We start from the raw sequence: 22,325 nt of genomic DNA on the forward strand, positions 1-22,325 counted from the left end.
CGATCATTTTGATGTATTTGTGTCGTTAAGCTGCCATAACTGTCCAGATGTGGTACAGGCCCTCAACCTGATTGCCATTTATAACCCGAATGCAACAGCCACCATGATTGACGGTGCCTTCTTCCAGGATGAGGTTGAAGAACGCAAGATCATGGCTGTGCCGATGGTGTTCCAAAACGGTCAGCATATTGGTCAGGGCCGTATGACGCTTGAAGAGATTGTAGCTAAACTCGACAATAATTCGGCTGAAAAAGACGCTGCGGCCATCAATGCCAAAGCTGCCTTTGATGTGCTGGTGGTCGGTGCCGGCCCTGCGGGTGGAACCTCGGCCATTTATGCCGCACGTAAAGGCATTCGTACCGGTATGATCGCAGAGCGCTTTGGCGGTCAGGTCATGGACACCATGGACATTGAAAACTTTACCTCAGTGCAAAAAACCTTGGGGCCGAAGTTTGCCACCGATATGGAAGCACATATTCGTGAATACGATGTCGATATCATGAACTTGCAGCGTGTGAGCAAGATCACCGGTGCAGACCAAACCATAAATGGTCTGGTACATCTTGAACTTGAAAATGGCGCTACAGTTGAATCGAAAACCGTCATTCTTTCTACTGGTGCGCGCTGGAGAAAGATGAATGTTCCGGGTGAGGATGAATATGCCACCCGTGGTGTTGCATACTGCCCACACTGCGATGGTCCGCTGTTTAAAGGCAAGAAAGTAGCGGTGATTGGTGGCGGTAACTCGGGTGTTGAAGCTGCGATTGATCTGGCGGGAATTGTTGAGCATGTGACGCTGATTGAGTTTGATACCAAACTTCGTGCCGATCAGGTATTGCAAGACAAGCTGAACAGTTTGAGCAATGCCACCGTGATCACGCATGCCTTATCCACTGAAGTGGTGGGAGACGGTAGTCAGGTGACGGGTCTGAAATATAAAGACCGTGGCACTGATACCGAGCATACGCTTGAGCTGTCTGGTATTTTTGTACAGATCGGATTGTTGCCGAACACCGATTTCTTAAAAGGCACAGTGGATTTAAATGTACGCGGTGAGATCATTATTGATGAGCGTAACGAAACCAATGTGAAGGGTGTATTTGCTGCGGGTGACTGTACCACGGTACCGTACAAGCAGATCATTATTGCAACAGGTGAAGGGGCAAAAGCCGCATTGTCTGCCTTCGATTATATTATTCGCAATGGTTAATTTTTTAACGCAAGTGTAGTTTTACCTTTTTATAAGGCTTATCTTCCCCGATGGATAAGCCTTTTTTTTTATTGCATTTTTAAACATTTTAATTACAAATTTAAATCAGTAGATAGCATAATTTTTAGCATAATGAATTAACTTCGATATCAATCGGATGCCTCACAAAAAGGAAATATACAATGAAAAAACTGATGATGATTGCAAGCTTGGCGGCCGCTGTGGCACTGGTGGGTTGTAGTAAAGAAAAAACCCCTGAGACAGGCGCAACAACAGGCCAGCATTTGGAAAATGCAGCAAATCAAGCAGGCCACGATATTAAAGATGCTTCACACAACGCAGCTCAAAAAATTGAATCGGCTACAGACAACGCTGCGGCTAAAATCGATGCTGCTGCCGATAAAGCAGCTGCTTCAACTGAAAATGCAGCTCAAAAAACTGAAGCTGCAACACGTGATGCGACTCATGATGCCGCTGCACATGTCGAGAAAGCAGCGAAAGATGTGAAAGAAGACAGTAAATAAAAACAAAAAAATCCCACAATAATGTGGGATTTTTTATATCAGCATTATGCTTCTGGAGCTGGACTATGCTGCTCGATTAATGGCTTTAACTCACCATTTTGGAACATTTCGAGCATGATGTCGCTGCCACCAACAAGTTCGCCATTGACCCACAATTGAGGGAATGTCGGCCAGTTTGCAATGCCCGGCAATGTTGCACGAATATCTGGATTTTCGAGAATATTGACATAAGCAAATGGTCGCCCAATTTGACTCAGCGCTTCAACTGCACGCGCAGAAAAACCACACTGTGGAAATTGTGGCGTACCTTTCATGTAAAGTAACACTGCATGTTTAGCAATTTGGTCACGAATTAACGCTTCTGTATCACGCGCTTGTTCAGTCATAGATAAATCCTCAACTATTCTCAGGGCATTATACCTAAAAGTATACAATCCGTGTGCCTGATCCTAAGATTTCTCGCTTAATTTTCGTTTTATACTTTCTTTCCTGAAGAGTTTTTGCTTATATACCCTTTTTAATTCATTTCTTTTCACAGATAAGAGTACGATATGAATCACATCACCCTCGCCCCTGTACAACCTGATCAACCCACTCATTTGATGGCAACCTATGGCCGCCAAGCGATCAGTTTTGTGCGAGGCCGAGGATCTTATCTTTATACGGAAGATGGAACCGAGTATCTCGATGCCTTAACCGGGATTGCGGTCTGTGGACTGGGTCATGCACACCCTGTCATTGCCGAGGCGATCGCCGAACAGGCCGCGACGTTGGTACATACCAGTAATATCTTCGAAATTCCATGGCAAACGGCAGCAGCACAAAAGCTGGCCGAAGTTTCAGGCATGCACGAAATTTTCTTTTCAAACAGTGGTGCCGAGTCCAACGAAGGCGCAATCAAGATTGCGCGTAAGTTTGGCGCACAGCAAGGAATTCGCCAGCCTAAAATTATTGTGGCCGAAAAATCTTTTCATGGCCGTACCCTCGCCACTTTATCTGCAACTGGCAACAGTAAAGTACAAGAAGGCTTTTATCCATTGGTAGAAGGCTTTATACGCGTTCCTTTTGGTGATGTTGAAGCGATTCAAGAAGCTGCACTTCATCATCCTGATATCGTGGCTATTTTAATTGAACCGATTCAGGGCGAAGGCGGTATTAATACTGCACCTCAAGGTTTTAGCTATCTTGAAGAAGTGCGTGCATTGTGTAATCAACACAATTGGCTGATGATGCTAGACGAGATTCAAACTGGAAACGGCCGTACAGGAAAGTACTTTGCTTACCAGCACACCAATATTGTTCCCGATGTTCTGACAACAGCTAAAGGCTTAGGCAATGGTTTTCCGGTAGGTGCTGTGATGACGCAAGGCAAAGCTGTTGGTCTGCTTGGGCCAGGTAGCCATGGTTCGACATATGGTGGAACAGTGCTGGGTTCACGAGTGGTTTACACCGTAATTGATACCATTCAAAAAGAGAATGTCATTGAAAATGCGGAAAAAGTGGGCAGTTATATTGTTGAACAGTTACGCGAACGTCTCGGAGAGTTTTCAGTTCAGGTGCGTGGCTTCGGTATGATGATTGGTATTGAATTACCTATGCCATGTGCAGATATCGTGCATAGTGCACGTGACAATTATAAGCTGATTGTCAATGTGACCGCAGGAAACGTAGTCCGTTTACTCCCACCACTCAATATGACATTTGAACAAGCCGATGACCTTTTGGCGCGCTTAGTGCCGGCCATTACAGATTTTATCAAGGCCTAAGTTAAATCAATCAAAAAAAGCCGCTGATGCGGCTTTTTTTATTCTGCGCTTAGCATGCTTCTAACAAATTACGACCGCCTGGAAGCTGGCCAAAATATTGTTTGAGGGCATCTAGACAACGATGAATTTTCATCGGTTGCTGTTCGCGCTTTTGAGTCAGTGCATACAAATTAAATGCAGGAAGGTTCCAATCAGGTAAAACCTCGACCAGCGAGCCATTGATCAATTCTTTTTGAACATCCAAATACAATATTCTGGCAACGCCGTGGCCTTGCTGGCATAGCGCTTTGGCGATAAATACGTTATTTGTTTGCAAACGATTTTTCATCTGAAGATCGACGCGTTCACCACTTGATGCGTGTTGAAACGAAAAATCTTGATAACCATTCATCAGATTAATTGGAATGAGATCATGATTCGCCAAATCTTCTGGGCGCGAAATTGGAGCCGATTGATTTAAATAACTTGGCGAGGCGACCAATACTTGATCGACACGCGCCATCGGAATGGCATTTAAACTCTGATCGTCTATACGTTGGCTCATCCGAATGGCTATATCAATCCGCCCTTCAATAAGATCTATATACCGATGATCAGCTTCAAAATGAACGGACAATCCGCGATGAGCAGACATCCAATGTGACAATGCAGGAATCACGTGGAATGCACCTAACTCTGGTGTCGTCGCAATGCGAAGATCCCCGATTAAATCATCCCTTAATTCGTTGATCCGAATTTTTCCACGCTCTGCAGCAGCGAGCATTTCTTGACAACTGTGGAAAAAAGCTTGTCCAGCCTCAGTTAAGCTTAACTTTCGGGTAGAGCGATGTAGCAGTGTAACATCCATCTCTTGCTCTAGTGACCGAATTTGCTGACTGACTGCACTGGTGGTGATACCTAAATTTCGGGCTGCACCACTGAACGAACTTTTCTCTACAACACAAGCAAATACTCCCATTGCTCGAAGTTGATCTAACATAAATTTCCCTCTGAACTTATGAGATGCTCCTTATCTAAATATGATAAAAGCAACTCGTTGTATTATACGGAGAAATCTATGCTTTGCATTATCTAATTCATAATTCCTATTAGTTAATTGGGATAATGTTGGCAGGATTAATCGGTTTACCATCTAAACGCACCTGAAACTCAAGCATCACGCGGTTTGTACCTGAAGAACCCATTTCAGCAATTTTTTGACCGGCCGTTACATTATCTCCGCTTTTTACGAGCATCTTGCTGTTATGTGCATACGCTGTAATATAGCCATCGACATGTTTAACAAGCACCAAGTTTCCATATTCTTTCAAGCCATCTGCCGCATATACCACCTGACCGTTTGCTGCTGCGAAGACTGGATCACCTTGGTTTCCACCATAGCGTATCCCTTTGATATTACTTGCCAAATTAAAACTTTGAATGACTGGACCATTCGATGGTTTCATCCAGCGCAAAGTACTTGGTACAGGCGAAACAGGAACAACTGGCGCTGGTACAGTATTTACAGGCGTGGTGGTTCTTGGTGGAGTGGTTTGCGCCGTTGTGGTCGGTAAATTAATACTCTGGCGTTGAATAGGTGCAGATTGAACCATTGGCTGAGTAGTCACAGAGCGACGGCTTGCCGAGCCTTTCAAACGTAAAGATTGATTTACGTAAATGCGATATGGCGGCGCAATATCATTGAGCTCTGCCACATTTAAATAATTTAAACCATAGCGTGCGGCAATCCCGCTTAATGTATCACCTGAACGCACCGTATAGTAATCTGGCGCACTCGTATATCGAACTTGCTGATTTATCTGAGGTTTTGAGGCACATCCGGTGATTGCAAGTGTACCAGCAACCGCAGCAGACAACATTATTGTTTTGATGAAAGTATGGGCCGAAGCATTAAAATCCCGTTGTTGTCGAAGCAATTGCATTTATCTCCCTCTCGAATCAAGCAACACTAACAAATCGTTGCACTAAGATTACCAAAAAAGGATGAAGAAACGAGTCTCTTCACCTTTTTTTCACAAAGTTACAACACTTACAGCGCGGTCAGTTATAGCTCTAGCCTATATATGTTTGTAAGTCTTCTAAAATATTATAATTGGTTGCATCCATCTGAATCGGGGTAATGCTGACATAACCATTGGCGACTGCAAAGAAATCTGACTGGATATGTGACGGCGTTTTTCTTGGATCTGTAACAGCTTCCCCAGCAAGACCAATCCAATAGACCTGACGTCCACGCGGATCGACATGACTGGTAATTGGCTTGGCTTGACCACGTAGCCCCTGATAGGTGACTTTTTCGCCTTTTAGCTCAGGCACGTCTGGAATATTGATATTGAGAATATGACGTGCCGGTAAATTTGGCAGTCCTTTTTTAATAAAGTCATGAACCCATTGTGCAGCAACGGCATAGTCGTTGATATTTTCATAAGAACGCACATTACTGCCTGCCAGAGACACCGCAATCGCTGGCTGCTTCATCAAGCGTCCTTCAAATGCAGCACCCACCGTACCCGAGTACAGTACATCGTCACCTAAATTGGCGCCGCTGTTAATTCCGCTCACGACCAGATCAAACTCAAAATCAAACAAGCCGTTCATTGACAGATATACACAGTCGGCAGGAGTACCGTTGACCGCCCAGACATCTTGTGCAATTTGAATCGGACGCAGTGGTCGGTCAAGCGTTAAGGCACTCGAGTAGCCACTGCGCTCACTTTCTGGTGCTACGATGACCACCCGCCCCAGCGGACGTAATGCTTTGGCTAATGCTTGAATTCCGGGAGCAAACACACCGTCGTCATTGGCTATTAAAATATTCACTTCAAGCAGACTCTATCTAATCAACGAAAACAAGGCTCCGATTATATCGCCATGTTCTTATCAATATTCAAGCCCCAAAGCGATGCACTGCGCAAAAATCATGCTGATTTTTAAGATGATTATGTACTCTTTTCATCTGTATGATTTTTCGATAAACCAACATCAAGTATACATTTTTGACTTTTATTCTTTTCAGATCACGGTACTCTAGTGAAATTACTGTATTTTAGATGTGATTTAGGTCAACAATGAAAAAATCGATTGCTTTACGTATTTCCTCCGCTTTGCTTGTTGTATCGAGTGCCCTATTACCCGTGGTTCACGCTGCCGATGCGAAAGACATGTCTGAAAATATTGAAGTGACACCGCAAGAAGGCATTACGCAAGAAGAGCTCGCAGCAATCCGTGTACTGCATGAAATTTGCCCAAAATTGGTTGCACAAGACAAAGCTGCATTTGAATCTGGCTACTCACGTTTGGTTAAAGACTATATGCCAAACGAAAGTAATCCAGATGAGGCATTAGAAAAACTCAGCAAACAAAAAAATTTCCAGAAGTTTTTAAAAGAAGCGCGTGCTGATGCCAAAAAGGCTGGTGATGAGCAAAATCGTGCTGTTTGCGAAGATGTAAAAGCATATAAGTCATAATTTAATCGTATTTACAATACTGTGTGAAATAAGCCGACTTTCCCGTAGAAGTCGGCTTTGCTTTATCCTAAAATGCTAGGCTCTTCTGCTTTACTCAAGATATTGGACCAACTAGAAATGACTCTAAAAAGCGCCCTTGCTGCACTCGTTCTTTTACCCTCATTTTCCTATGCAGCAACTGTGTTATCCACACCACCAGAATTAAATAACAAATCCTATGTCCTGATGGATTATGAAACCGGTCAAATTCTTGCATCTAAAAATGAAAATGAGCATCTTGCACCGGCTTCAATGACCAAAATGATGACCAGTTACATCATTGAGCAGAAGCTTTTAAAAGGCGAATTAACCGAAGGCGAACAGGTTCGTATGAATGAATCTGCATGGTGCCGCGGAAGTAGTTCAGAATCGTGTATGTATGTACCATTAAATGGCACGGCAACAGTCCTTGAAATGTTGCGTGGTATTATTGTGCAATCGGGTAATGATGCTTCTAAAGCCATGGCAGAGCATGTGGCAGGCAATGAAGGTACATTTGCCCACATGATGAACCAAGAAGCCAAGCGTTTAGGTATGGTGAATACCCACTTTATGAACTCGACTGGCTTACCGGCAGAAGGTCATTATTCATCTGCCAAAGATATGGCACTGCTTGCACAGCACATCATTAAAGACAGTTCAAAGTACTACCCAATTTATTCAGAAAAAGAATTCACCTTTAACGGTATTAAGCAAGGTAACCGTAATGCATTGCTATACACCGACCCTAGTGTAGACGGTCTGAAAACTGGACACACCTCGGAAGCAGGTTACTGCCTCACCACATCGAGTAAACGTGGGCCAATGCGCTTGATTTCAGTTATTTTTGGAACCAACAGTGTTAATGAGCGTGCCAACCAAACCCGTACCCTTTTAGCGTGGGGCTTTTCAAACTTTGAAACGGTAAACGTTCAACCTGCAAATCAAGTGCTTGCCAAGGCCAAAGTATGGTTTGGTAAAGAAAATGAAGTGCAGATTGGTTTGGCAGAAAACTTCAATGTCACCATGCCAAAAGGTCAGGCAGACAACATTAAAACCCAATTGGTTGTACAACCAAAATTGAATGCACCGCTACAAAAAGGTCAGGTTGTGGGCAAATTAGTTGCTACGCTTGATGGTAAAGTGATTGCAGAAAAACCATTGGTGGCACTAAAACCAGTCGAAGAAGCGGGCTTTTTCTCGCGTTTGATCGACCATATCAAGCAGTTTTTTAGCAACCTGTTTTAATTGGTTGTAATAAAAATGAAGGCATTCTTGTTTTAAACATGAGTGCCTTTTTTCTTTTATACTGTATAAAACTCAACGATATTGATCACTAATGAAAAAAAATATACGTCCTTATCTCGAACATCAACCTAAAATCGACTCAAGCTGTTACGTCGATGAAATGTCGGTTGTGATTGGTGATGTTCAACTGGCTGAACATGCGTCGGTCTGGCCATTTGCTGTGATTCGGGGCGATGTGAATCAGATTCGGATTGGTCGCAACAGTAATGTACAAGATCACTGCATGCTGCACGTAAGCCATAAAAATGAGACCAAACCCAATGGTTCCCCCCTAACCATTGGGGAAGACGTTACCATTGGCCATCATGTAACCTTGCATGGCTGTACCATCGGAAATCGTGTTTTGGTTGGAATTAATACCGTGATTTTAGATGACGCGATGATTGAAGATGATGTCATGATTGGTGCAGGAAGCTTGGTTCCACCACGTAAACGACTTGAAAGTGGTTATTTGTATGTAGGTAGCCCTGTGGTTCAAGTGCGTCCATTAACCGAAAAAGAAAAAGCATTTTTGCCTTATTCGGCACAGCATTATGTGAAGGTTAAAAATAACTATTTAAATCAATTAGAAGCCTAAGCTATCCCCCTAAGATTGGCGTTTAAAATCTTGGGGGGATGTTTGCTTAAGGACGAGCCGGCATATAAGTCTGAATAAAGTTCACTGCATCGGCGTTTTTATCGACGATCGCTTGGGTATGTGTAGCACCTGGTACGGTGAGTAACTGCACATTAGTTCCCTGTGCTTTCATGGCGTTATAGAGCGCGAGCGTAACAGGATACGGCACACTCATATCTGCGGTTCCCTGAATAATCATGATCGGTTTATCAATCTTTTTTGTGCCCGGCTGACTTGCCGCCAAGAATGATTTGATTTGCGCACTAGCTTCAAATTTCTGCTGATTTAATCCAGGATAATCCAGAAGTTTTTTACTTGGATTGTCACTTAAAAACTTAACAATATCTTGAGCAAATCGATAGCGTAGACTGTCTTGTGGCGCATTCACCAGATCTGTACTGTCAAGACACAATCCGTTTTCACCCGTACTTCCTTCTGCCATTTCAGCAATCAGTTGTGAGCGCGTATCACTAAAGATTTCTCTGTAGTTGAAACTTGGATCGGATGCCTTAATTCCAACTGCAGCAAATGCAGCATAGGTCAGTAAAGTTGCATAAGCCCCAATAGAGCCATTTTCTGCACGATAGGCCAAACTTGCACCGGCATCTAATTCTTTTTGTTCGGCAGCCGCAAGTGCAGCTGGGGCAACACTAAAAATAATCTGACCCAAACTCGATGCAGGTGCGCCTGCCACAGCGCCCTTAAAGTTAGCATCACTATTGGCAAATTCAGCTGTTCCCAATGATGCCTGACCACCTTGTGACTGACCAATCGACATCCATTGTTTATTAAGCTTGCTGCCATAATGTTCCTGTGCTGCCTTAACAGCCGAAATTGCAGAACGTGCTTCACTTTCAAGATGCAAATAAGGATGTATTCCTGGCGTTCCAAGTCCTTCATAATCTGGTGCTACAATCACGTACCCTGCAGCCAAAAGACTTTTAGCCAATGGATCTTTAAAGCGTGGCCCAAGTAGATTATTGGTAGGTGCACAGCTATCGCCGACACCTAAGGTTCCGTGTTCCCAGACCACAACGCGATAGCCATCTGCCGGCTGCGCAGTTTTCGGGAATAAAACCATTGCGGTTGCATTGACAGCGACATTTCTGACGCTTTGCATTTTATACGTCATGACCGTGATTGAAGCGGCTTCACTTAGTGAATCCTTTGCGTAAGCCGATTCTGATACATATGTAGATGAACCCACGCTACCAGATGAATTGTCATCATCATTACAAGCCGCCAGCATGAATACCGATAAGCATGAAAGTGCAAGCATCCGTTTTTTCAATATTTTTTGCATGATATTATTCCAGTTATTTTAATTTATACCCTAATCCTTAGGGGCTTCATTATAAAATCACATTTTGATGATACTTGAAACATTAATAGAAATTAAATCTGTCTACTCCTTCATGTTTTTGCATTACTCTGTAGTCATTCTAAAGGTCTTAGCAAATACTGGAGATTCTATATTTAGACTTAAAAGATTGCTTTAACACTATTTTTAATGCACCTTGAATGTGAGTTTTTGCGTGCTTTTTACCTTAATGGCTCACTGCACCGCGTTATAGCCTAGCCACAAAGGTGCAAATTTTGTAGAATATGCGTTTTAAAATCATGGTGCTGTTTATGACTGCTTGGACACCTCATGTCACCGTTGCCACTGTTGTCGAAAAAAATGGCCGATTCTTATTGGTTGAAGAACACAGCGAAGGCTTCGTACATACCGTGTTTAACCAGCCTGCAGGCCATGTCGAAGCTGGCGAAACGCTTATTGATGCCGCGATTCGTGAGACTTTTGAAGAAACAGCGCATCGCGTGGCAATCGACCATTTACTTGGCATTTACAGCTATACGCCGCCCATGTTTCCAGATCACACCTATTATCGATTTTGCTTTTTGGCGCATGTGCTAGATGTCGATACAGAAGCACAACTCGACACCGATATCGTCGCTGCAGTCTGGATGACGCCAGATGAGCTTGAAATTTCGGCACGTGCTCGAAGCCCGCTGGTGTTAAAAGCCATTCAAGATGCCTTGGCTGGAAAGAAATATCCTTTATCGCTCGTATATGAGCATCCCTTCGCTTCTCCCCTCACTTCTCAATTGGATGCCTAGTCCTATGCAACAACGTGTCATCGTCGGTATGTCTGGTGGTGTAGATTCATCTGTTTCTGCTGCACTTTTACTTCAACAGGGTTATCAGGTTGAAGGTCTTTTCATGAAAAACTGGGAAGAAGATGATGGAACCGAGTATTGCACAGCACTAGAAGATTTGGCTGATGCTCAGGCTGTGGCCGACAAAATTGGGATCAAGCTACATACTGCAAATTTTGCAATGGAATATTGGGACCGCGTATTTGAACACTTTTTAGCAGAATATGCTGCTGGGCGTACGCCTAACCCGGATATTTTGTGCAATAAAGAAATCAAGTTTCGTGCATTTTTAGATCACGCCATGACACTCGGTGCAGATTTTATTGCAACAGGCCACTATGCACGCCGTGGTTCAAGTATGCAAAACTCACGTGGTGAAACGTATGCACCGTTATTGCGTGGTGTAGACAACAATAAAGATCAGACCTACTTCTTGCATGCTGTACATGGTCGCGAAATTAATAAAACTTTGTTCCCAGTAGGTGAAATCGAAAAGCCTGAAGTTCGCAAGATCGCTGAACAGTTAGATTTAGCCACTGCCAAGAAAAAAGATTCGACGGGTATCTGCTTTATTGGTGAACGCCGATTCAATGACTTCTTAAAGCAATATCTGCCAGCTCAGCCGGGTAAAATTGTACTCGATAATGGTAAAGACGTTGGTGAACATCATGGCTTGATGTACTATACGCTGGGTCAGCGTGGTGGTATTGGCTTGGGTGGCATGAAAGGAGCAAGCGAAGGTGCTTGGTTTGTATTGCACAAAGACTTGGAAAACAACCGTTTGGTGGTTGGTCAAGGTCATGAACATCCTTTGATGCAAAGTACCGCACTTTGGAGTGAAAATATTGATTGGGTGGCGGGTGAACAGGAAATTCCTGCTACAGGTTTCCGATGTACTGCAAAAACTCGCTACCGTCAGCCAGATCAAGCGTGTACAATTTACCGTGATGAACACAACGAAAACCGTATAAGAGTTGAGTTTGACCAACCGCAACGCGCCGTTACACCGGGTCAAAGTGTTGTTTTTTATTCGGATGAAATTTGTTTGGGTGGTGGTGTAATCCTCAATACCAACGCCCCAAAACCTGATTTTATATAAAGGGATCTTAGGCATGGTTGATACCCCTTTTCAACAGCCTCAATCATTGAATGTTCGTCAGAACCGTGCGTTAGCGTTGGCGGGTGTCTTTCAAGCCACCCAGCTGACTCATATGACCGCCATGACCGGACAGCAAAGTATTGGGGAAAGCGGGAATTTTTATTTTGAGCAACTCATTAAAGCCAGCCTAAATATCCGACCTGCGGTGAACTCCTCAACACAAACACTGGACTTTTTCAATCAACTCGGCGATATCGCTCTTGGCCTTAAAACGCTTGAAAGCAGTATCAACCAACCATTTAGTCCCACGCCAAAAACAAAAATCCCCAAAATGCCAAGCGCCAAGCTACCTATGTCGTATGCCATGGCGCTGCTTCATCTTGAAAAAAAGGTGTATAGCAATCCCGAATATGTGGCAATTATTGAAAAATCACAGCAAAAAATTCTCAAGCAATTGTCTTTTTTTGATCATAACTACTTACACTCCAGCATTATTGCAAATCTTGCCCAAGCCTATGTCGATACCGCAGGTCAGATTAACCCGCGTATTTTGGTACGCGGCAATGCAGAAGCATTTAAAGATGCCAATCATACCAATCGCATTCGTGCCTGCTTGTTTACCGGCTTGCAACTTGCACATCTGTGGCGCCAGCTCGGTGGTAGTTCATGGAACATGATTTTTAGCAAACGTAAATTGCTTCAAGATATTCAAACTCTCGCTCGCTTACAGTATCAAATGGTCTAGATCTGATGCTGCTGCGATTTTCGTTTTACGTCAATTCCCTGTTTAAGGAATCTCTATGAACGCTTTAACTGCCCTCTCTCCATTAGACGGACGTTATGCCAGCAAATGTGATGCTTTGCGCCCTTTTCTTTCTGAGTTTGGTTTGATTCATGCTCGTGTGACAGTTGAAGTTCGCTGGTTACAAGCACTTGCGAACCACGCCGAAATCATTGAGATTGCTCCTTTTTCAGCTCAAACCAATGCAGCACTCGACGCAATCGTTGCAGATTTTTCTGAAGATGATGCGAACCGCATTAAAGAAATCGAACGCACCACCAACCACGATGTGAAAGCAGTTGAGTATTTCTTGAAAGAAAAAATTGCAAATATTGATGAACTCAAAAATGCAGGTGAATTCATTCACTTTGCATGTACTTCTGAAGACATCAATAACTTATCACATGCTTTAATGCTTAAAAATGGTCGTGATGTACTTGTGGCGAGCATGAAAGACATCTTAAATGCAATTGCTGCGCTTGCAACCACGCATGCCGAACAACCAATGTTGTCTCGTACACATGGCCAGACTGCCAGCCCAACCACGCTTGGTAAAGAAATGGCAAACGTGGCTTACCGTTTGGCACGTCAGATTAAACAATTTGAAAATGTCGAATTGCTTGGCAAAATCAATGGCGCGGTCGGTAACTACAATGCACACTTGTCGGCGTATCCATCGATTGACTGGGCTGCGCATGCGCAAGCATTTGTTGAATCTTTAGGCTTGAACTTCAACCCGTACACCACGCAAATCGAGCCACACGATTATATGGCCGAATTGTTTGATGCGCTACGTCGTTACAACACCATCTTGATCGATTTTAACCGCGACGTTTGGGGTTATATTTCGTTGGGTTATTTCAAGCAAAAGCTTAAAGATGGCGAAGTAGGTTCTTCAACTATGCCACACAAGGTCAATCCGATCGACTTTGAAAACTCAGAAGGTAACCTCGGTATTGCCAATGCGGTACTGGCACATTTGGGCGAGAAACTTCCAGTGTCACGCTGGCAGCGTGATCTGACCGATTCAACCGTATTACGTAATATGGGTGTCGGTTTTGCTCAAAGTTTAATTGCTTTTGAAGCTTGCTTAAAAGGTATTGGTAAACTTGAACTCAACGCTGCTCGTCTTGCTGAAGATCTAGATCAAGCACAGGAAGTATTGGCTGAGCCAATTCAAACTGTAATGCGTCGTTACAACGTTGAAAAACCATATGAAAAGCTAAAAGCTTTAACACGTGGTCAAGCCATGACACGCGATATGATGGTAAACTTCGTCAATGGTGATGAATTGACTCAAGTACCGAGTGAAGATCGTGCACGTTTGGCCGAAATGACGCCAGCAAGCTATACCGGCAATGCAGCAGATCAAGCAAAACAAATTCATGACCTCATTGCCAAACTCTAAGTTGGTCTTCTAGTCATAAAAAAAGCGGAATTTAAATTCCGCTTTTTTTATTGCATTCGTGAGTTACTACACGTTTTTTAAAAAAAATATTACGCGCAAGATTAAAGCTTAGGATCGCGTAGCTGTACCAAATGACCATTGGCTTTGATCAAGGTGTCGGTAAGTTTGGACACTACAGCAGGAATCAGTGTATCTGCAATCTGGGCAGCTTGAAGACCTAATTTTTCACCAAGGGTTGGTTTTTTACGTGTTGTAATCACAAATACATCATGCTGCGGCAACAAGCTCAATAAATATTCATCTGAGGTTTGCAGCTTGTCGACCAGATTCAGATCAAGTGCATCTTGACCATACCAATGCTCACCCGTTGCAACTTTTTCAACATTGAGCTGTGGACGATACTTTTCTACAAAATGCTTAAATAATGCATGGGTTTGTTGAAGTTCTTGCTCGAATTTGGCTTTTCCTTCAGGGGTATTTTCACCAAACATGGTCACGGTACGTTTATATTCACCAGCAGTATACAGCTCAAAATCTACATTATGTTCTTTGAGTAATCGATTGAAATTTGGCACCTGAGCCACCACACCAATCGAGCCTAAAATGGCAAAAGGCGCAGAAATAATTTCACTCGCAATACACGCCATCATGTAGCCGCCACTCGCCGCCACTTTATCGACCACGATGGTCAGATGAAAGCCCGCATCACGCAAACGTACCAACTGCGCAGCTGCCAGACCATAACCATGCACCATGCCACCCGGGCTTTCTAAACGCAGTACCACACGATCTTTACCAGATTTTGCAGTCGCCAGAATGAGCGTGATTTCTTCACGAAGCTGCTCAACAGCAGAAGCTTGTACATCACCTTTAAAATCGAGTACATACACTTTCTGGTTCTTTTTCTTACGTGCTTTGGCTTCTTTGGCAAGTTGTTGTGTGAGCTGTAACAGCTCAAGTTTAGATGCAGTGGTTTGTGCAATCTTTTTTCGTTGTTCATTTACACGTGCATTTAAATGTGTGACACGTAATTCGGCTGGTAATTTAGGTAAATGAAATAACATAGTTCGGCCATTCTCTAATTGCACATTATTTAGATAAAGATGAGGACATTCTTTAGAAAATTCAATATCTATTTTGAAAACAGTCGAGTTTACGCCCTATTTTTAGGCATAAAAAAAGGCCCGAAGGCCTTCTCTTATACGTTTCATCAACCGAAGCGTCCGGTAATGTAAGCCTCTGTCAATTGATGATCTGGCTGCGTGAAGACTTTTTCAGTTGAGTTCACTTCGATCAAATCACCCAAATGGAAGTACGCCGTACGATCTGAAACACGTGCCGCCTGCTGCATCGAGTGGGTAACAATGGCGATAGTGTACTGATGCGAAAGCTCTGAAATCAGTTCTTCAATTTTTGCCGTTGCAATCGGATCTAGTGCCGAACATGGCTCATCCATTAAAATCACATCTGGACTTACCGCAATGGTTCGTGCAATACATAAACGCTGTTGCTGACCACCCGAAAGACCAGTACCCGGCTGATTCAGACGATCTTTCACTTCATCCCACAAACCTGCTTTATGCAAGCTATTTTCAACAATTTCTTCAAGGTCGTATTTATCGCGCGCCAAACCGTGAAGCTTCGGACCATATGCAACATTTTCAAAAATAGATTTTGGAAATGGGTTTGGCTTTTGGAACACCATGCCCACTTGAGCACGAAGCAACACAACATCCAGATTTGGATCATAAATGTCTTGGTTGTCGAGCAACACTTTACCTGTCACTCGGCAACTATCAATCGTGTCATTCATGCGGTTTAAGGTACGCAAAAAGGTCGATTTACCACAGCCCGATGGTCCGATAAAGGCAATCACTTCGTTTTCGTAAACTTCCAGATCGATCCCTTTAATGGCTTCACTTTCGCCATAATATACATGCACATCGCTGGTGCTGATCTTAATGGTTTTGTTTACGTCTTTTTTAGGTGATGTGTTCGGATCGATTGACACAAATGAACCATGACGTTTTTGTGGTGTATCTGTACCAGTAGACTGCATTTGTTCTGAGGTCACTGTCGTATCCTTTTCTACGGGACGGGTTGTATTCATAGTATTCATGATCTGTTCCTCAATTACCAACGCACTTCAAACTTTTTACGTAACCAAATGGCAAGGCTGTTTAAGCCAATCATCATCACCAGCAACACAATAATCGCAGCGGCGGTTCGGCCTTCGAAGAAATTGCGCAGCTCGTTACCCTGCCACAAGAAAATTTGGACTGGAAGCGCAGTAGATTGATCCAGTGGAGAAGTCGGTACACTGGCAACGAAAGCACTCATCCCGATCAATAACAGTGGTGCTGTTTCACCTAAAGCCTGTGCCACACCAATGATGGCACCGGTTAAAATACCAGGAAGCGCCAATGGTAAAACATGATGAAAAACGGTTTGTACTTTTGATGCACCTAGACCGAGTGCAGCCTGACGAATCGAAGGCGGTACCGCTTTTAAAGATGCACGCGTGGTAATAATCACTGTCGGCAAAGTCATTAAACTCAGTACCAAGCCCCCAACCAGCGGCGCAGAAAGTGGTAGATGCATCCAGTTAATAAAGATGGCAGCCCCGAGCAAACCAAATACGATTGAAGGTACCGCCGCTAAGTTGTTGATATTGACTTCGATGGTGTCGGTTAAGATATTTTGTTTAGCAAACTCTTCCAGATAAATCGCACTGGCCACACCAATCGGGATAGAGATAAAAATCACGATCAGCATCATGAACAACGAGCCCATGAATGCACCAGCTAAACCACTCGTTGCAGGAGAGCTACGCGAGTCTGGGTTGGTAAACAAACTGGTATTAAAGGTATGTGACAAAATGCCTTTTGCTTCAAGCTGATCGGCCAGCTGTCGAACTTCCGGGCTGAGCTGTTGTTGATCGTCTGGTAAAGAACGGTCAATTTTACCTGTCAGCCAGACATCAATGTTGGCATCGGCCAAGAACTTGATCTCTTCGCGCTTACCCACTAATGACGGATCTTGAAATACCATATCGCGTAAACGATAGGCTTCCGAACTGGTATATAAACTGGTGAGATCATCACGTTTGGCAGCCAAAGCTGGATCTTTAGCAATCATGCCGTTTACGATGAGTGCATCCCAATCGACCATGCCCATTTTGGTTTGCCAATCGATATAGCGTTCCTGAAAGTGCGCTGGGGTCTCACCTGCTGCTTGAGTAGGCTTAGGGCCAGCATTGATAATCGTCGGGTCGAAATAAACAGGAACAGTCACGCTGGTTTGCCAAAATGCAGGTAAGCCTTTGGCCAAAATACTGCCGAATAATAAAGCAACAAACAGCAAACCAATGACCACTGCGGATAAGCCGAATATACGAAACGACTTTTCTTTGCGATGACGTTTTGCCAGCGACTTTTGAATTTTACTTTTGCGCTTCGCACGTAATTCGGCGGCAACTTGTGGATCAAATGCATTCTGATCCACTGGTGTAGATGTATTGGATAGACTCATTCGTATTGCTCACGATATTTACGCACGATGTAGAGTGCAATAATGTTGAGACCAAGCGTGATCACAAAAAGGGTTAAACCAAGGGCAAAAGCCACCAAAGCCTGTGGACTTGCAAAGTCGGTATCACCAGTGAGCTGATTCACAATCGTCACCGTAACGGTCGATACTGCTTCAAGCGGATTGATATGCAACAGCGGGCTGTTACCTGCGGCCAATACCACAATCATGGTTTCACCAATCGCACGAGATGCCGCGAGCAAAAATGCACCAATAATACCGGGTAATGCAGCTGGCAAGACCACCTGACGGATGGTTTCCGATTTGGTTGCACCCAAACCTAAAGAGCCATCACGAAGTGCGCGAGGAACTTGGGTAATAATGTCATCTGAAAGTGAAGAAACAAACGGAATGATCATGATACCCATAACGAAACCGGCTGTAAGTGCGCTGGTTGCGGTGATATTAAGACCAATCATTTCACCCGCTTCTTTAAAGAACGGCCCAATCACCATCAGTGCAAACACACCATATACAATGGTGGGAATACCAGCCAGAATCTCGATGGTTGGTTTTGCCCATGAACGCAACGTTGAAGATGCATACTCAGATAAGTAAATCGCAATCATCAGGCCTAGCGGAACAGACACCAATAGTGCAATACCACTCACCATGAGGGTGCCCCAGAGTAAAGGCAACAGGCCATAACTCCCTTCGGCATTCCCTGATGTGCTAAAGCCCGGATTCCATTCGGTACCGAAGAAGAAATCAAAGGGACTAACAAAACTGAAAAAGCGCAATGCCTCACTAAACATCGACATCACAATGCCCAAAGTGGTTAAAATCGCCACACCTGAACACAGCGCTAAGGTAATGTTAATCACGCGCTCGACTTTATTTCGCGCACGGTAGCTTTGACCGATGCGTTTCTTGGCAAAAAGAAGGCCTGCAATAGCAGCACACAACACCACAGCCAGCTTGGCATAAGAGCCAATAGTCTGGAATTTTGCCAGTTGCTGCGCTGCAGCCAGCTCATATGCGGCAGGCTGATCGGTTACTCCAAAACCTGATGCAATGGCTTTTACACGATTGAGCAGCACTTCAACACTGGCTTGATCCATACCTGCATAAATGGAAGCAGGTACCTGATTGAGTACAATTTGTTTTAAAAAATGCGGTTCAGCAATATTCCAAACAATTAAAATTAAAAACGCAGGGATACCACACCATAACGCCACCAGCGCACCGTAATAACCCGGGCGTGAGTGCAATAACGCGGAATTATTTCCCTTACCTGCTAGGCTACGGCTTTTAGATAACCCGATTTGATAAGCTATAGCAATCAAAGCCAATAGCACGCCAATCAATAGCAGATTCATGTAATCTCCACCGTTTTTTCAATTTTGATTCTTTGAAAAAACTTTGCTAGAAAAAAGCTGATGGTGTTGTTGAATCACCATCAGCTTTCCAATGTTAAACAAATTACTTAACTGATTTACCCGCTTTAAAGTCTGCCAAGACTTTTGCACGCTCTGAATCAGACATTGAAATCAAACCCGCTTTCTCAAGTTTAGAACCTTTACCCGATGTTTTCTTGTTGATAAAGAACTCAACGTATTGTGGTAAACCTTTGATTGATTTTAAGTGTTCACCTTTTACATAGAAGAACAACGGACGAGAAACTGGGTAGCTGCCATTCAAAATGGTTTTTTCAGATGGTGCCACGTTATTTACAGTCGCAACACGTAGCTTGTCACGGTTTTGATCGTAGAAACCTAAACCAAATACACCCACCGCACTTGGTGATGTTTTAAGGCGCGCAAGTGTTTCTGTGTAGTCGCCTGAAATTTCGATCACACGTCCGTCTTTACGGAATGCCGAACATGCTTTCTTCTGGTCGTCTTTATCTAACTTCTTGAAATATTCGTATGATTCACAGCCTGCTTCAACCATTTTTTCTTGGAACACTTCACGTGTACCGTGGTTAGACGCTGGAATGACTAAAGTAATCGGTTCGTTTGGAAGCGATTTGTCAATTTGATTCCAACGTGTATACGGGTTTGGAACCAACTGACCATTCGACGGGAGTTTTTCTGCCAATGCAGCGAAAACAAAAGCTGGTTTCAGTTTGTAAGCCGGTTTGGATGAGTTCGATGCAAACACGATACCGTCGTAACCAATTTTGATTTCTTGGACTTGATTTACGCCAGATTTTTTACATGCTGCCAACTCAGTATCTTTAATTTTACGAGATGCATTCGCGATATCAATGGTGTTGTCGCCCACGCCTTGACAAAACTGCTTTAAGCCGCCTGAAGTACCGCCTGAGCCTACTACAGGTGTTTTAAATTGAGGGAATGTATTACCAAATTCTTCTGCCACAATACTTGCATATGGCAATACGGTAGAAGATCCTGCAATCTGAATCGTGTCGCGGGCTGCATTTGCAGCTGTCGCTAAAGTTGCCCCAGATACTGCTAATGCGATGGCGATGTGACGTGGATTTAAGCGCATTCTGTTTTCTCTCATTTGTGCAATTTAATGACAACGCTTTCTTTATTTAAGTGTTGTACTTTGGTTAACTGCATTCTGAGCAGATAATATGACAATTAAGTGACAACTTTATGACGCTTTTATGATGATAAATTTTTATTGTCATTTTTTTCAATCAAACAGAATCTGCGCTTAATTTATTGCTAATGTAAAAATATTTTTAAAATCAAGGATTCGCTCAGAACACCTTCAAATGGCTGAATTTCACTCAACTCAGAACTCTCAATTAGGGATCAAGGCTGCTTGGTCAAATATTCATGTTTTGTGACATGTTGCGAAAAAAAATCGCGATAATCGCGTCGATGTGAATGTATCTGCGCGTGCGGCTGCACTTCCTGCATGCTGTGTAAGCAGCGCTGTGCTAACTCGATGTAAGTTTGTGTTCCCTGCTGTTTCCAGTTTTTTTCTGCCTCAGTTAATTCTCGAATGACCTTGGCTGGGCTACCTACCAGCATCACATTCGCAGGTACTTGCATCTTTGCCTTTACCAAACTGTGCGCGCCGACAATTGTATTTTCCCCAATAACAGCCCCGTCAAGAATGACGCTGTGCATACCAATCAAAACATTATGATGCAATGTACAACCATGTAATATCGCACCATGACCCACATGCGCGCGCTCTGCAACTTGGGTAATACTGTTTGGAAAACCATGAATCACGCACGCATCTTGGATGTTGGCATTGGCCTGTACATGAATGCGACCAAAGTCGGCACGCAGTGAGGCAAGCGGCCCAACATACACGCCGTCTTCAATAATCACATCCCCAATCAATACCGCAGTAGGATGCACATAGGCATGCGGACTAATCACAGGAATCACACCATCAATTGAATAACACGGCATCACTTTGCTCCATTACATGAAACAGCCATTACACTTAGGCAACAGGCTCATTTTTTTCCAGAACCAGTCCACCAAAGCGCTTATAAAACTGCGGATGCGCTGACGGCATCGCCCCTTCTGATGTGCGTGCAGTATGTAAAAAGAAGCTTTCTGCCTCATTAAACACCACTTGATATAAGTTGCCAGTCAGGTTACGTGCATTGAGTGATAGCCAGTGAGACGGCAGCAGTTCAAATGGTAAATTTGGATCTTTCAGTAAAATACGGCGATATTGGTGAATCAATAAAATACGGATTTGAAACGCCTGCAATGGATCTAATGCATCTTCATTTTCAATGATACCGAGTAGCTCACGAAAATCACCAATAAACTTTCCATAGCGCTCATGTAACTCCTGAACTGGCCAATTACTTTCGACCATACGTTTTACAGTTTGGTTCGATTCTTGCCACAATTTAAGAGTTTGCGCTTTAAAAATAACAACCTGATCGATCATGCTCAAATTCATGAGTAAACTTTGCAGTTTTAAATGATCACACCCTGGATAAGCCATCAGATTTGTCGCAATATTGGCAAAACCCAACCACTCGAGCTCTTTTTTTAGTTGAATCTTATTTTCAATTTCTACCGAACTGAGCAGAACCAAATCCCATTGCTGATCCCATTCATGGTGGCTCAGGCTATAAATTTTTTGGTCTGCATTGATAAAGCGCTGACGGCTACTTTCAGTAATTCGATAATAACTGGTACGACCAACTTTCTCGGAAACCAGCCAACCATTTTTGACCAGACGAAATACGGCGGTACGAACAGAACGTTCATTTACGCCCAAGGTTTCAATGAGCTGTATCAAACTGGCCAGACTGATCATTCCTCCACGGTGAAAAATACAATCACCAAAAATAGTCATGATCAGTGAGGTGACACTTAAAGCTTCTTTCTGAACGAATTCATCGATAATTTGTTTTAATTTCTGATTCATTTCGTTTCTTACACCTTGTTTAGAAAAAAATGATCCATCCCGTGACGGATCATTTTG

22 protein-coding genes are annotated in these 22,325 nt (G+C 43.5%); 10 read left to right on the forward strand and 12 right to left on the reverse strand.

Annotation, left to right across the window (positions count from 1 at the left end):
* On the forward strand, positions 1 to 1,210 hold a 1,210-nt coding region (ahpF, locus tag L2096_RS09010), incomplete at its 5' end, for an alkyl hydroperoxide reductase subunit F (protein WP_250365260.1).
* Positions 1,211 to 1,392: 182 nt separating this feature from the next.
* Positions 1,393 to 1,734: a hypothetical protein gene (locus L2096_RS09015; RefSeq protein WP_025094240.1), complete on the forward strand. Its 342-nt coding sequence runs from the start codon at positions 1,393 to 1,395 to the stop codon at positions 1,732 to 1,734.
* Positions 1,735 to 1,778: 44 nt separating this feature from the next.
* On the opposite strand, the gene grxD is transcribed toward L2096_RS09015, so the two are convergent.
* On the reverse strand, positions 1,779 to 2,120 hold the full coding sequence (gene grxD, locus L2096_RS09020; protein WP_004936530.1) for a Grx4 family monothiol glutaredoxin: 342 nt from the start codon (positions 2,118 to 2,120) through the stop codon (positions 1,779 to 1,781).
* A gap of 165 nt (positions 2,121 to 2,285) precedes the next feature.
* On the opposite strand from grxD, the gene L2096_RS09025 reads away from it, so the two are divergent.
* A complete protein-coding gene (locus L2096_RS09025; protein ID WP_111812546.1) occupies positions 2,286 to 3,500 on the forward strand; it encodes an aspartate aminotransferase family protein in 1,215 nt (404 codons plus the stop codon).
* A 49-nt stretch (positions 3,501 to 3,549) separates the two neighbouring features.
* Here L2096_RS09025 and L2096_RS09030 read toward each other — a convergent pair whose 3' ends face one another.
* The 3 genes from L2096_RS09030 to surE form a co-directional block, all read right to left on the reverse strand.
* Entirely contained in the window at positions 3,550 to 4,479 is a 930-nt protein-coding gene (locus L2096_RS09030) for a LysR family transcriptional regulator (RefSeq protein WP_004936521.1), read from the reverse strand.
* A 109-nt stretch (positions 4,480 to 4,588) separates the two neighbouring features.
* Entirely contained in the window at positions 4,589 to 5,422 is an 834-nt protein-coding gene (locus tag L2096_RS09035) for a peptidoglycan DD-metalloendopeptidase family protein (protein ID WP_004936518.1), read from the reverse strand.
* A gap of 130 nt (positions 5,423 to 5,552) precedes the next feature.
* The gene (surE, locus tag L2096_RS09040) at positions 5,553 to 6,320 is read right to left on the reverse strand and encodes a 5'/3'-nucleotidase SurE (protein ID WP_004946454.1); all 768 of its coding nucleotides are present in this window, start codon (positions 6,318 to 6,320) and stop codon (positions 5,553 to 5,555) included.
* A gap of 248 nt (positions 6,321 to 6,568) precedes the next feature.
* On the opposite strand from surE, the gene L2096_RS09045 reads away from it, so the two are divergent.
* The 3 genes from L2096_RS09045 to L2096_RS09055 all read left to right on the forward strand — a co-directional run bounded on the left by L2096_RS09045 (position 6,569) and on the right by L2096_RS09055 (position 8,870).
* The gene (locus tag L2096_RS09045) at positions 6,569 to 6,967 is read left to right on the forward strand and encodes an MCR_0457 family protein (protein WP_004946453.1); all 399 of its coding nucleotides are present in this window, start codon (positions 6,569 to 6,571) and stop codon (positions 6,965 to 6,967) included.
* 117 nt (positions 6,968 to 7,084) lie between these two features.
* Positions 7,085 to 8,233 carry a D-alanyl-D-alanine carboxypeptidase PBP5/6 gene (gene dacC / locus L2096_RS09050; RefSeq protein ID WP_004936509.1) on the forward strand — a complete coding sequence of 383 codons (1,149 nt, stop codon included), beginning with the start codon at positions 7,085 to 7,087 and terminating at the stop codon, positions 8,231 to 8,233.
* A 91-nt stretch (positions 8,234 to 8,324) separates the two neighbouring features.
* Positions 8,325 to 8,870 carry a gamma carbonic anhydrase family protein gene (locus tag L2096_RS09055; protein ID WP_104125057.1) on the forward strand — a complete coding sequence of 182 codons (546 nt, stop codon included), beginning with the start codon at positions 8,325 to 8,327 and terminating at the stop codon, positions 8,868 to 8,870.
* Positions 8,871 to 8,916: 46 nt separating this feature from the next.
* On the opposite strand, the gene L2096_RS09060 is transcribed toward L2096_RS09055, so the two are convergent.
* A complete protein-coding gene (locus L2096_RS09060; protein ID WP_250365261.1) occupies positions 8,917 to 10,212 on the reverse strand; it encodes an alpha/beta hydrolase in 1,296 nt (431 codons plus the stop codon).
* A 329-nt stretch (positions 10,213 to 10,541) separates the two neighbouring features.
* Between L2096_RS09060 and L2096_RS09065 the strand changes: the two genes are divergently transcribed.
* Genes L2096_RS09065 through purB form a run of 4 tightly spaced genes read left to right on the forward strand, consistent with a single transcriptional unit; the run spans position 10,542 to position 14,357 of the window.
* Positions 10,542 to 11,030 carry an NUDIX hydrolase gene (locus L2096_RS09065; RefSeq protein ID WP_104125088.1) on the forward strand — a complete coding sequence of 163 codons (489 nt, stop codon included), beginning with the start codon at positions 10,542 to 10,544 and terminating at the stop codon, positions 11,028 to 11,030.
* Between the two features lie 4 nt (positions 11,031 to 11,034).
* Positions 11,035 to 12,168, forward strand: coding sequence for a tRNA 2-thiouridine(34) synthase MnmA (gene mnmA, locus L2096_RS09070; protein WP_004936496.1), 1,134 nt, complete (start codon positions 11,035 to 11,037; stop codon positions 12,166 to 12,168).
* A gap of 13 nt (positions 12,169 to 12,181) precedes the next feature.
* Positions 12,182 to 12,913, forward strand: a complete 732-nt coding sequence (gene hflD, locus L2096_RS09075) for a high frequency lysogenization protein HflD (RefSeq protein WP_004936491.1) — start codon at positions 12,182 to 12,184, stop codon at positions 12,911 to 12,913.
* A 55-nt stretch (positions 12,914 to 12,968) separates the two neighbouring features.
* A complete protein-coding gene (gene purB, locus L2096_RS09080; RefSeq protein WP_004936488.1) occupies positions 12,969 to 14,357 on the forward strand; it encodes an adenylosuccinate lyase in 1,389 nt (462 codons plus the stop codon).
* 101 nt (positions 14,358 to 14,458) lie between these two features.
* On the opposite strand, the gene sohB is transcribed toward purB, so the two are convergent.
* The 7 genes from sohB to paaX form a co-directional block, all read right to left on the reverse strand.
* Positions 14,459 to 15,421 (reverse strand): protease SohB, encoded by a 963-nt coding sequence (gene sohB / locus L2096_RS09085; protein ID WP_004936485.1) that lies wholly within the window; start codon positions 15,419 to 15,421, stop codon positions 14,459 to 14,461.
* Between the two features lie 146 nt (positions 15,422 to 15,567).
* Complete coding sequence (gene pstB, locus L2096_RS09090) at positions 15,568 to 16,476, reverse strand: phosphate ABC transporter ATP-binding protein PstB (RefSeq protein WP_004936484.1); 909 nt, start codon at positions 16,474 to 16,476, stop codon at positions 15,568 to 15,570.
* A 14-nt stretch (positions 16,477 to 16,490) separates the two neighbouring features.
* Positions 16,491 to 17,888 carry a phosphate ABC transporter permease PstA gene (gene pstA / locus L2096_RS09095; protein WP_004936478.1) on the reverse strand — a complete coding sequence of 466 codons (1,398 nt, stop codon included), beginning with the start codon at positions 17,886 to 17,888 and terminating at the stop codon, positions 16,491 to 16,493.
* Complete coding sequence (gene pstC, locus L2096_RS09100; protein ID WP_004946438.1) at positions 17,885 to 19,264, reverse strand: phosphate ABC transporter permease subunit PstC; 1,380 nt, start codon at positions 19,262 to 19,264, stop codon at positions 17,885 to 17,887. Before pstC ends, pstA begins: the two co-directional genes overlap by 4 nt.
* Before the next feature lie 103 nt (positions 19,265 to 19,367).
* Positions 19,368 to 20,399, reverse strand: a complete 1,032-nt coding sequence (locus tag L2096_RS09105; protein WP_004936473.1) for a substrate-binding domain-containing protein — start codon at positions 20,397 to 20,399, stop codon at positions 19,368 to 19,370.
* A 272-nt stretch (positions 20,400 to 20,671) separates the two neighbouring features.
* Complete coding sequence (locus L2096_RS09110; RefSeq protein WP_025094248.1) at positions 20,672 to 21,286, reverse strand: gamma carbonic anhydrase family protein; 615 nt, start codon at positions 21,284 to 21,286, stop codon at positions 20,672 to 20,674.
* Between the two features lie 34 nt (positions 21,287 to 21,320).
* Positions 21,321 to 22,268 (reverse strand): phenylacetic acid degradation operon negative regulatory protein PaaX, encoded by a 948-nt coding sequence (gene paaX, locus L2096_RS09115; RefSeq protein WP_250365262.1) that lies wholly within the window; start codon positions 22,266 to 22,268, stop codon positions 21,321 to 21,323.
* Positions 22,269 to 22,325: the final 57 nt, after the last annotated feature.

Source organism: Acinetobacter sp. ACZLY 512, from assembly GCF_023614015.1.
GTDB lineage: Bacteria > Pseudomonadota > Gammaproteobacteria > Pseudomonadales > Moraxellaceae > Acinetobacter > Acinetobacter soli.

Coding starts and splice junctions, on each gene's coding strand:
- L2096_RS09015 (WP_025094240.1), top strand. CDS start 1,393: ATGAAAAAACTGATGATGATTGCAAGCTTGGCGGCCGCTGTGGCACTG.
- grxD (WP_004936530.1), bottom strand. CDS start 2,120: ATGACTGAACAAGCGCGTGATACAGAAGCGTTAATTCGTGACCAAATT.
- L2096_RS09025 (WP_111812546.1), top strand. CDS start 2,286: ATGAATCACATCACCCTCGCCCCTGTACAACCTGATCAACCCACTCAT.
- L2096_RS09030 (WP_004936521.1), bottom strand. CDS start 4,479: ATGTTAGATCAACTTCGAGCAATGGGAGTATTTGCTTGTGTTGTAGAG.
- L2096_RS09035 (WP_004936518.1), bottom strand. CDS start 5,422: ATGCAATTGCTTCGACAACAACGGGATTTTAATGCTTCGGCCCATACT.
- L2096_RS09045 (WP_004946453.1), top strand. CDS start 6,569: ATGAAAAAATCGATTGCTTTACGTATTTCCTCCGCTTTGCTTGTTGTA.
- dacC (WP_004936509.1), top strand. CDS start 7,085: ATGACTCTAAAAAGCGCCCTTGCTGCACTCGTTCTTTTACCCTCATTT.
- L2096_RS09055 (WP_104125057.1), top strand. CDS start 8,325: ATGAAAAAAAATATACGTCCTTATCTCGAACATCAACCTAAAATCGAC.
- L2096_RS09060 (WP_250365261.1), bottom strand. CDS start 10,212: ATGCAAAAAATATTGAAAAAACGGATGCTTGCACTTTCATGCTTATCG.
- L2096_RS09065 (WP_104125088.1), top strand. CDS start 10,542: ATGACTGCTTGGACACCTCATGTCACCGTTGCCACTGTTGTCGAAAAA.
- mnmA (WP_004936496.1), top strand. CDS start 11,035: ATGCAACAACGTGTCATCGTCGGTATGTCTGGTGGTGTAGATTCATCT.
- hflD (WP_004936491.1), top strand. CDS start 12,182: ATGGTTGATACCCCTTTTCAACAGCCTCAATCATTGAATGTTCGTCAG.
- purB (WP_004936488.1), top strand. CDS start 12,969: ATGAACGCTTTAACTGCCCTCTCTCCATTAGACGGACGTTATGCCAGC.
- sohB (WP_004936485.1), bottom strand. CDS start 15,421: ATGTTATTTCATTTACCTAAATTACCAGCCGAATTACGTGTCACACAT.
- pstB (WP_004936484.1), bottom strand. CDS start 16,476: ATGAATACTATGAATACAACCCGTCCCGTAGAAAAGGATACGACAGTG.
- pstA (WP_004936478.1), bottom strand. CDS start 17,888: ATGAGTCTATCCAATACATCTACACCAGTGGATCAGAATGCATTTGAT.
- pstC (WP_004946438.1), bottom strand. CDS start 19,264: ATGAATCTGCTATTGATTGGCGTGCTATTGGCTTTGATTGCTATAGCT.
- L2096_RS09105 (WP_004936473.1), bottom strand. CDS start 20,399: ATGCGCTTAAATCCACGTCACATCGCCATCGCATTAGCAGTATCTGGG.
- L2096_RS09110 (WP_025094248.1), bottom strand. CDS start 21,286: ATGCCGTGTTATTCAATTGATGGTGTGATTCCTGTGATTAGTCCGCAT.
- paaX (WP_250365262.1), bottom strand. CDS start 22,268: ATGAATCAGAAATTAAAACAAATTATCGATGAATTCGTTCAGAAAGAA.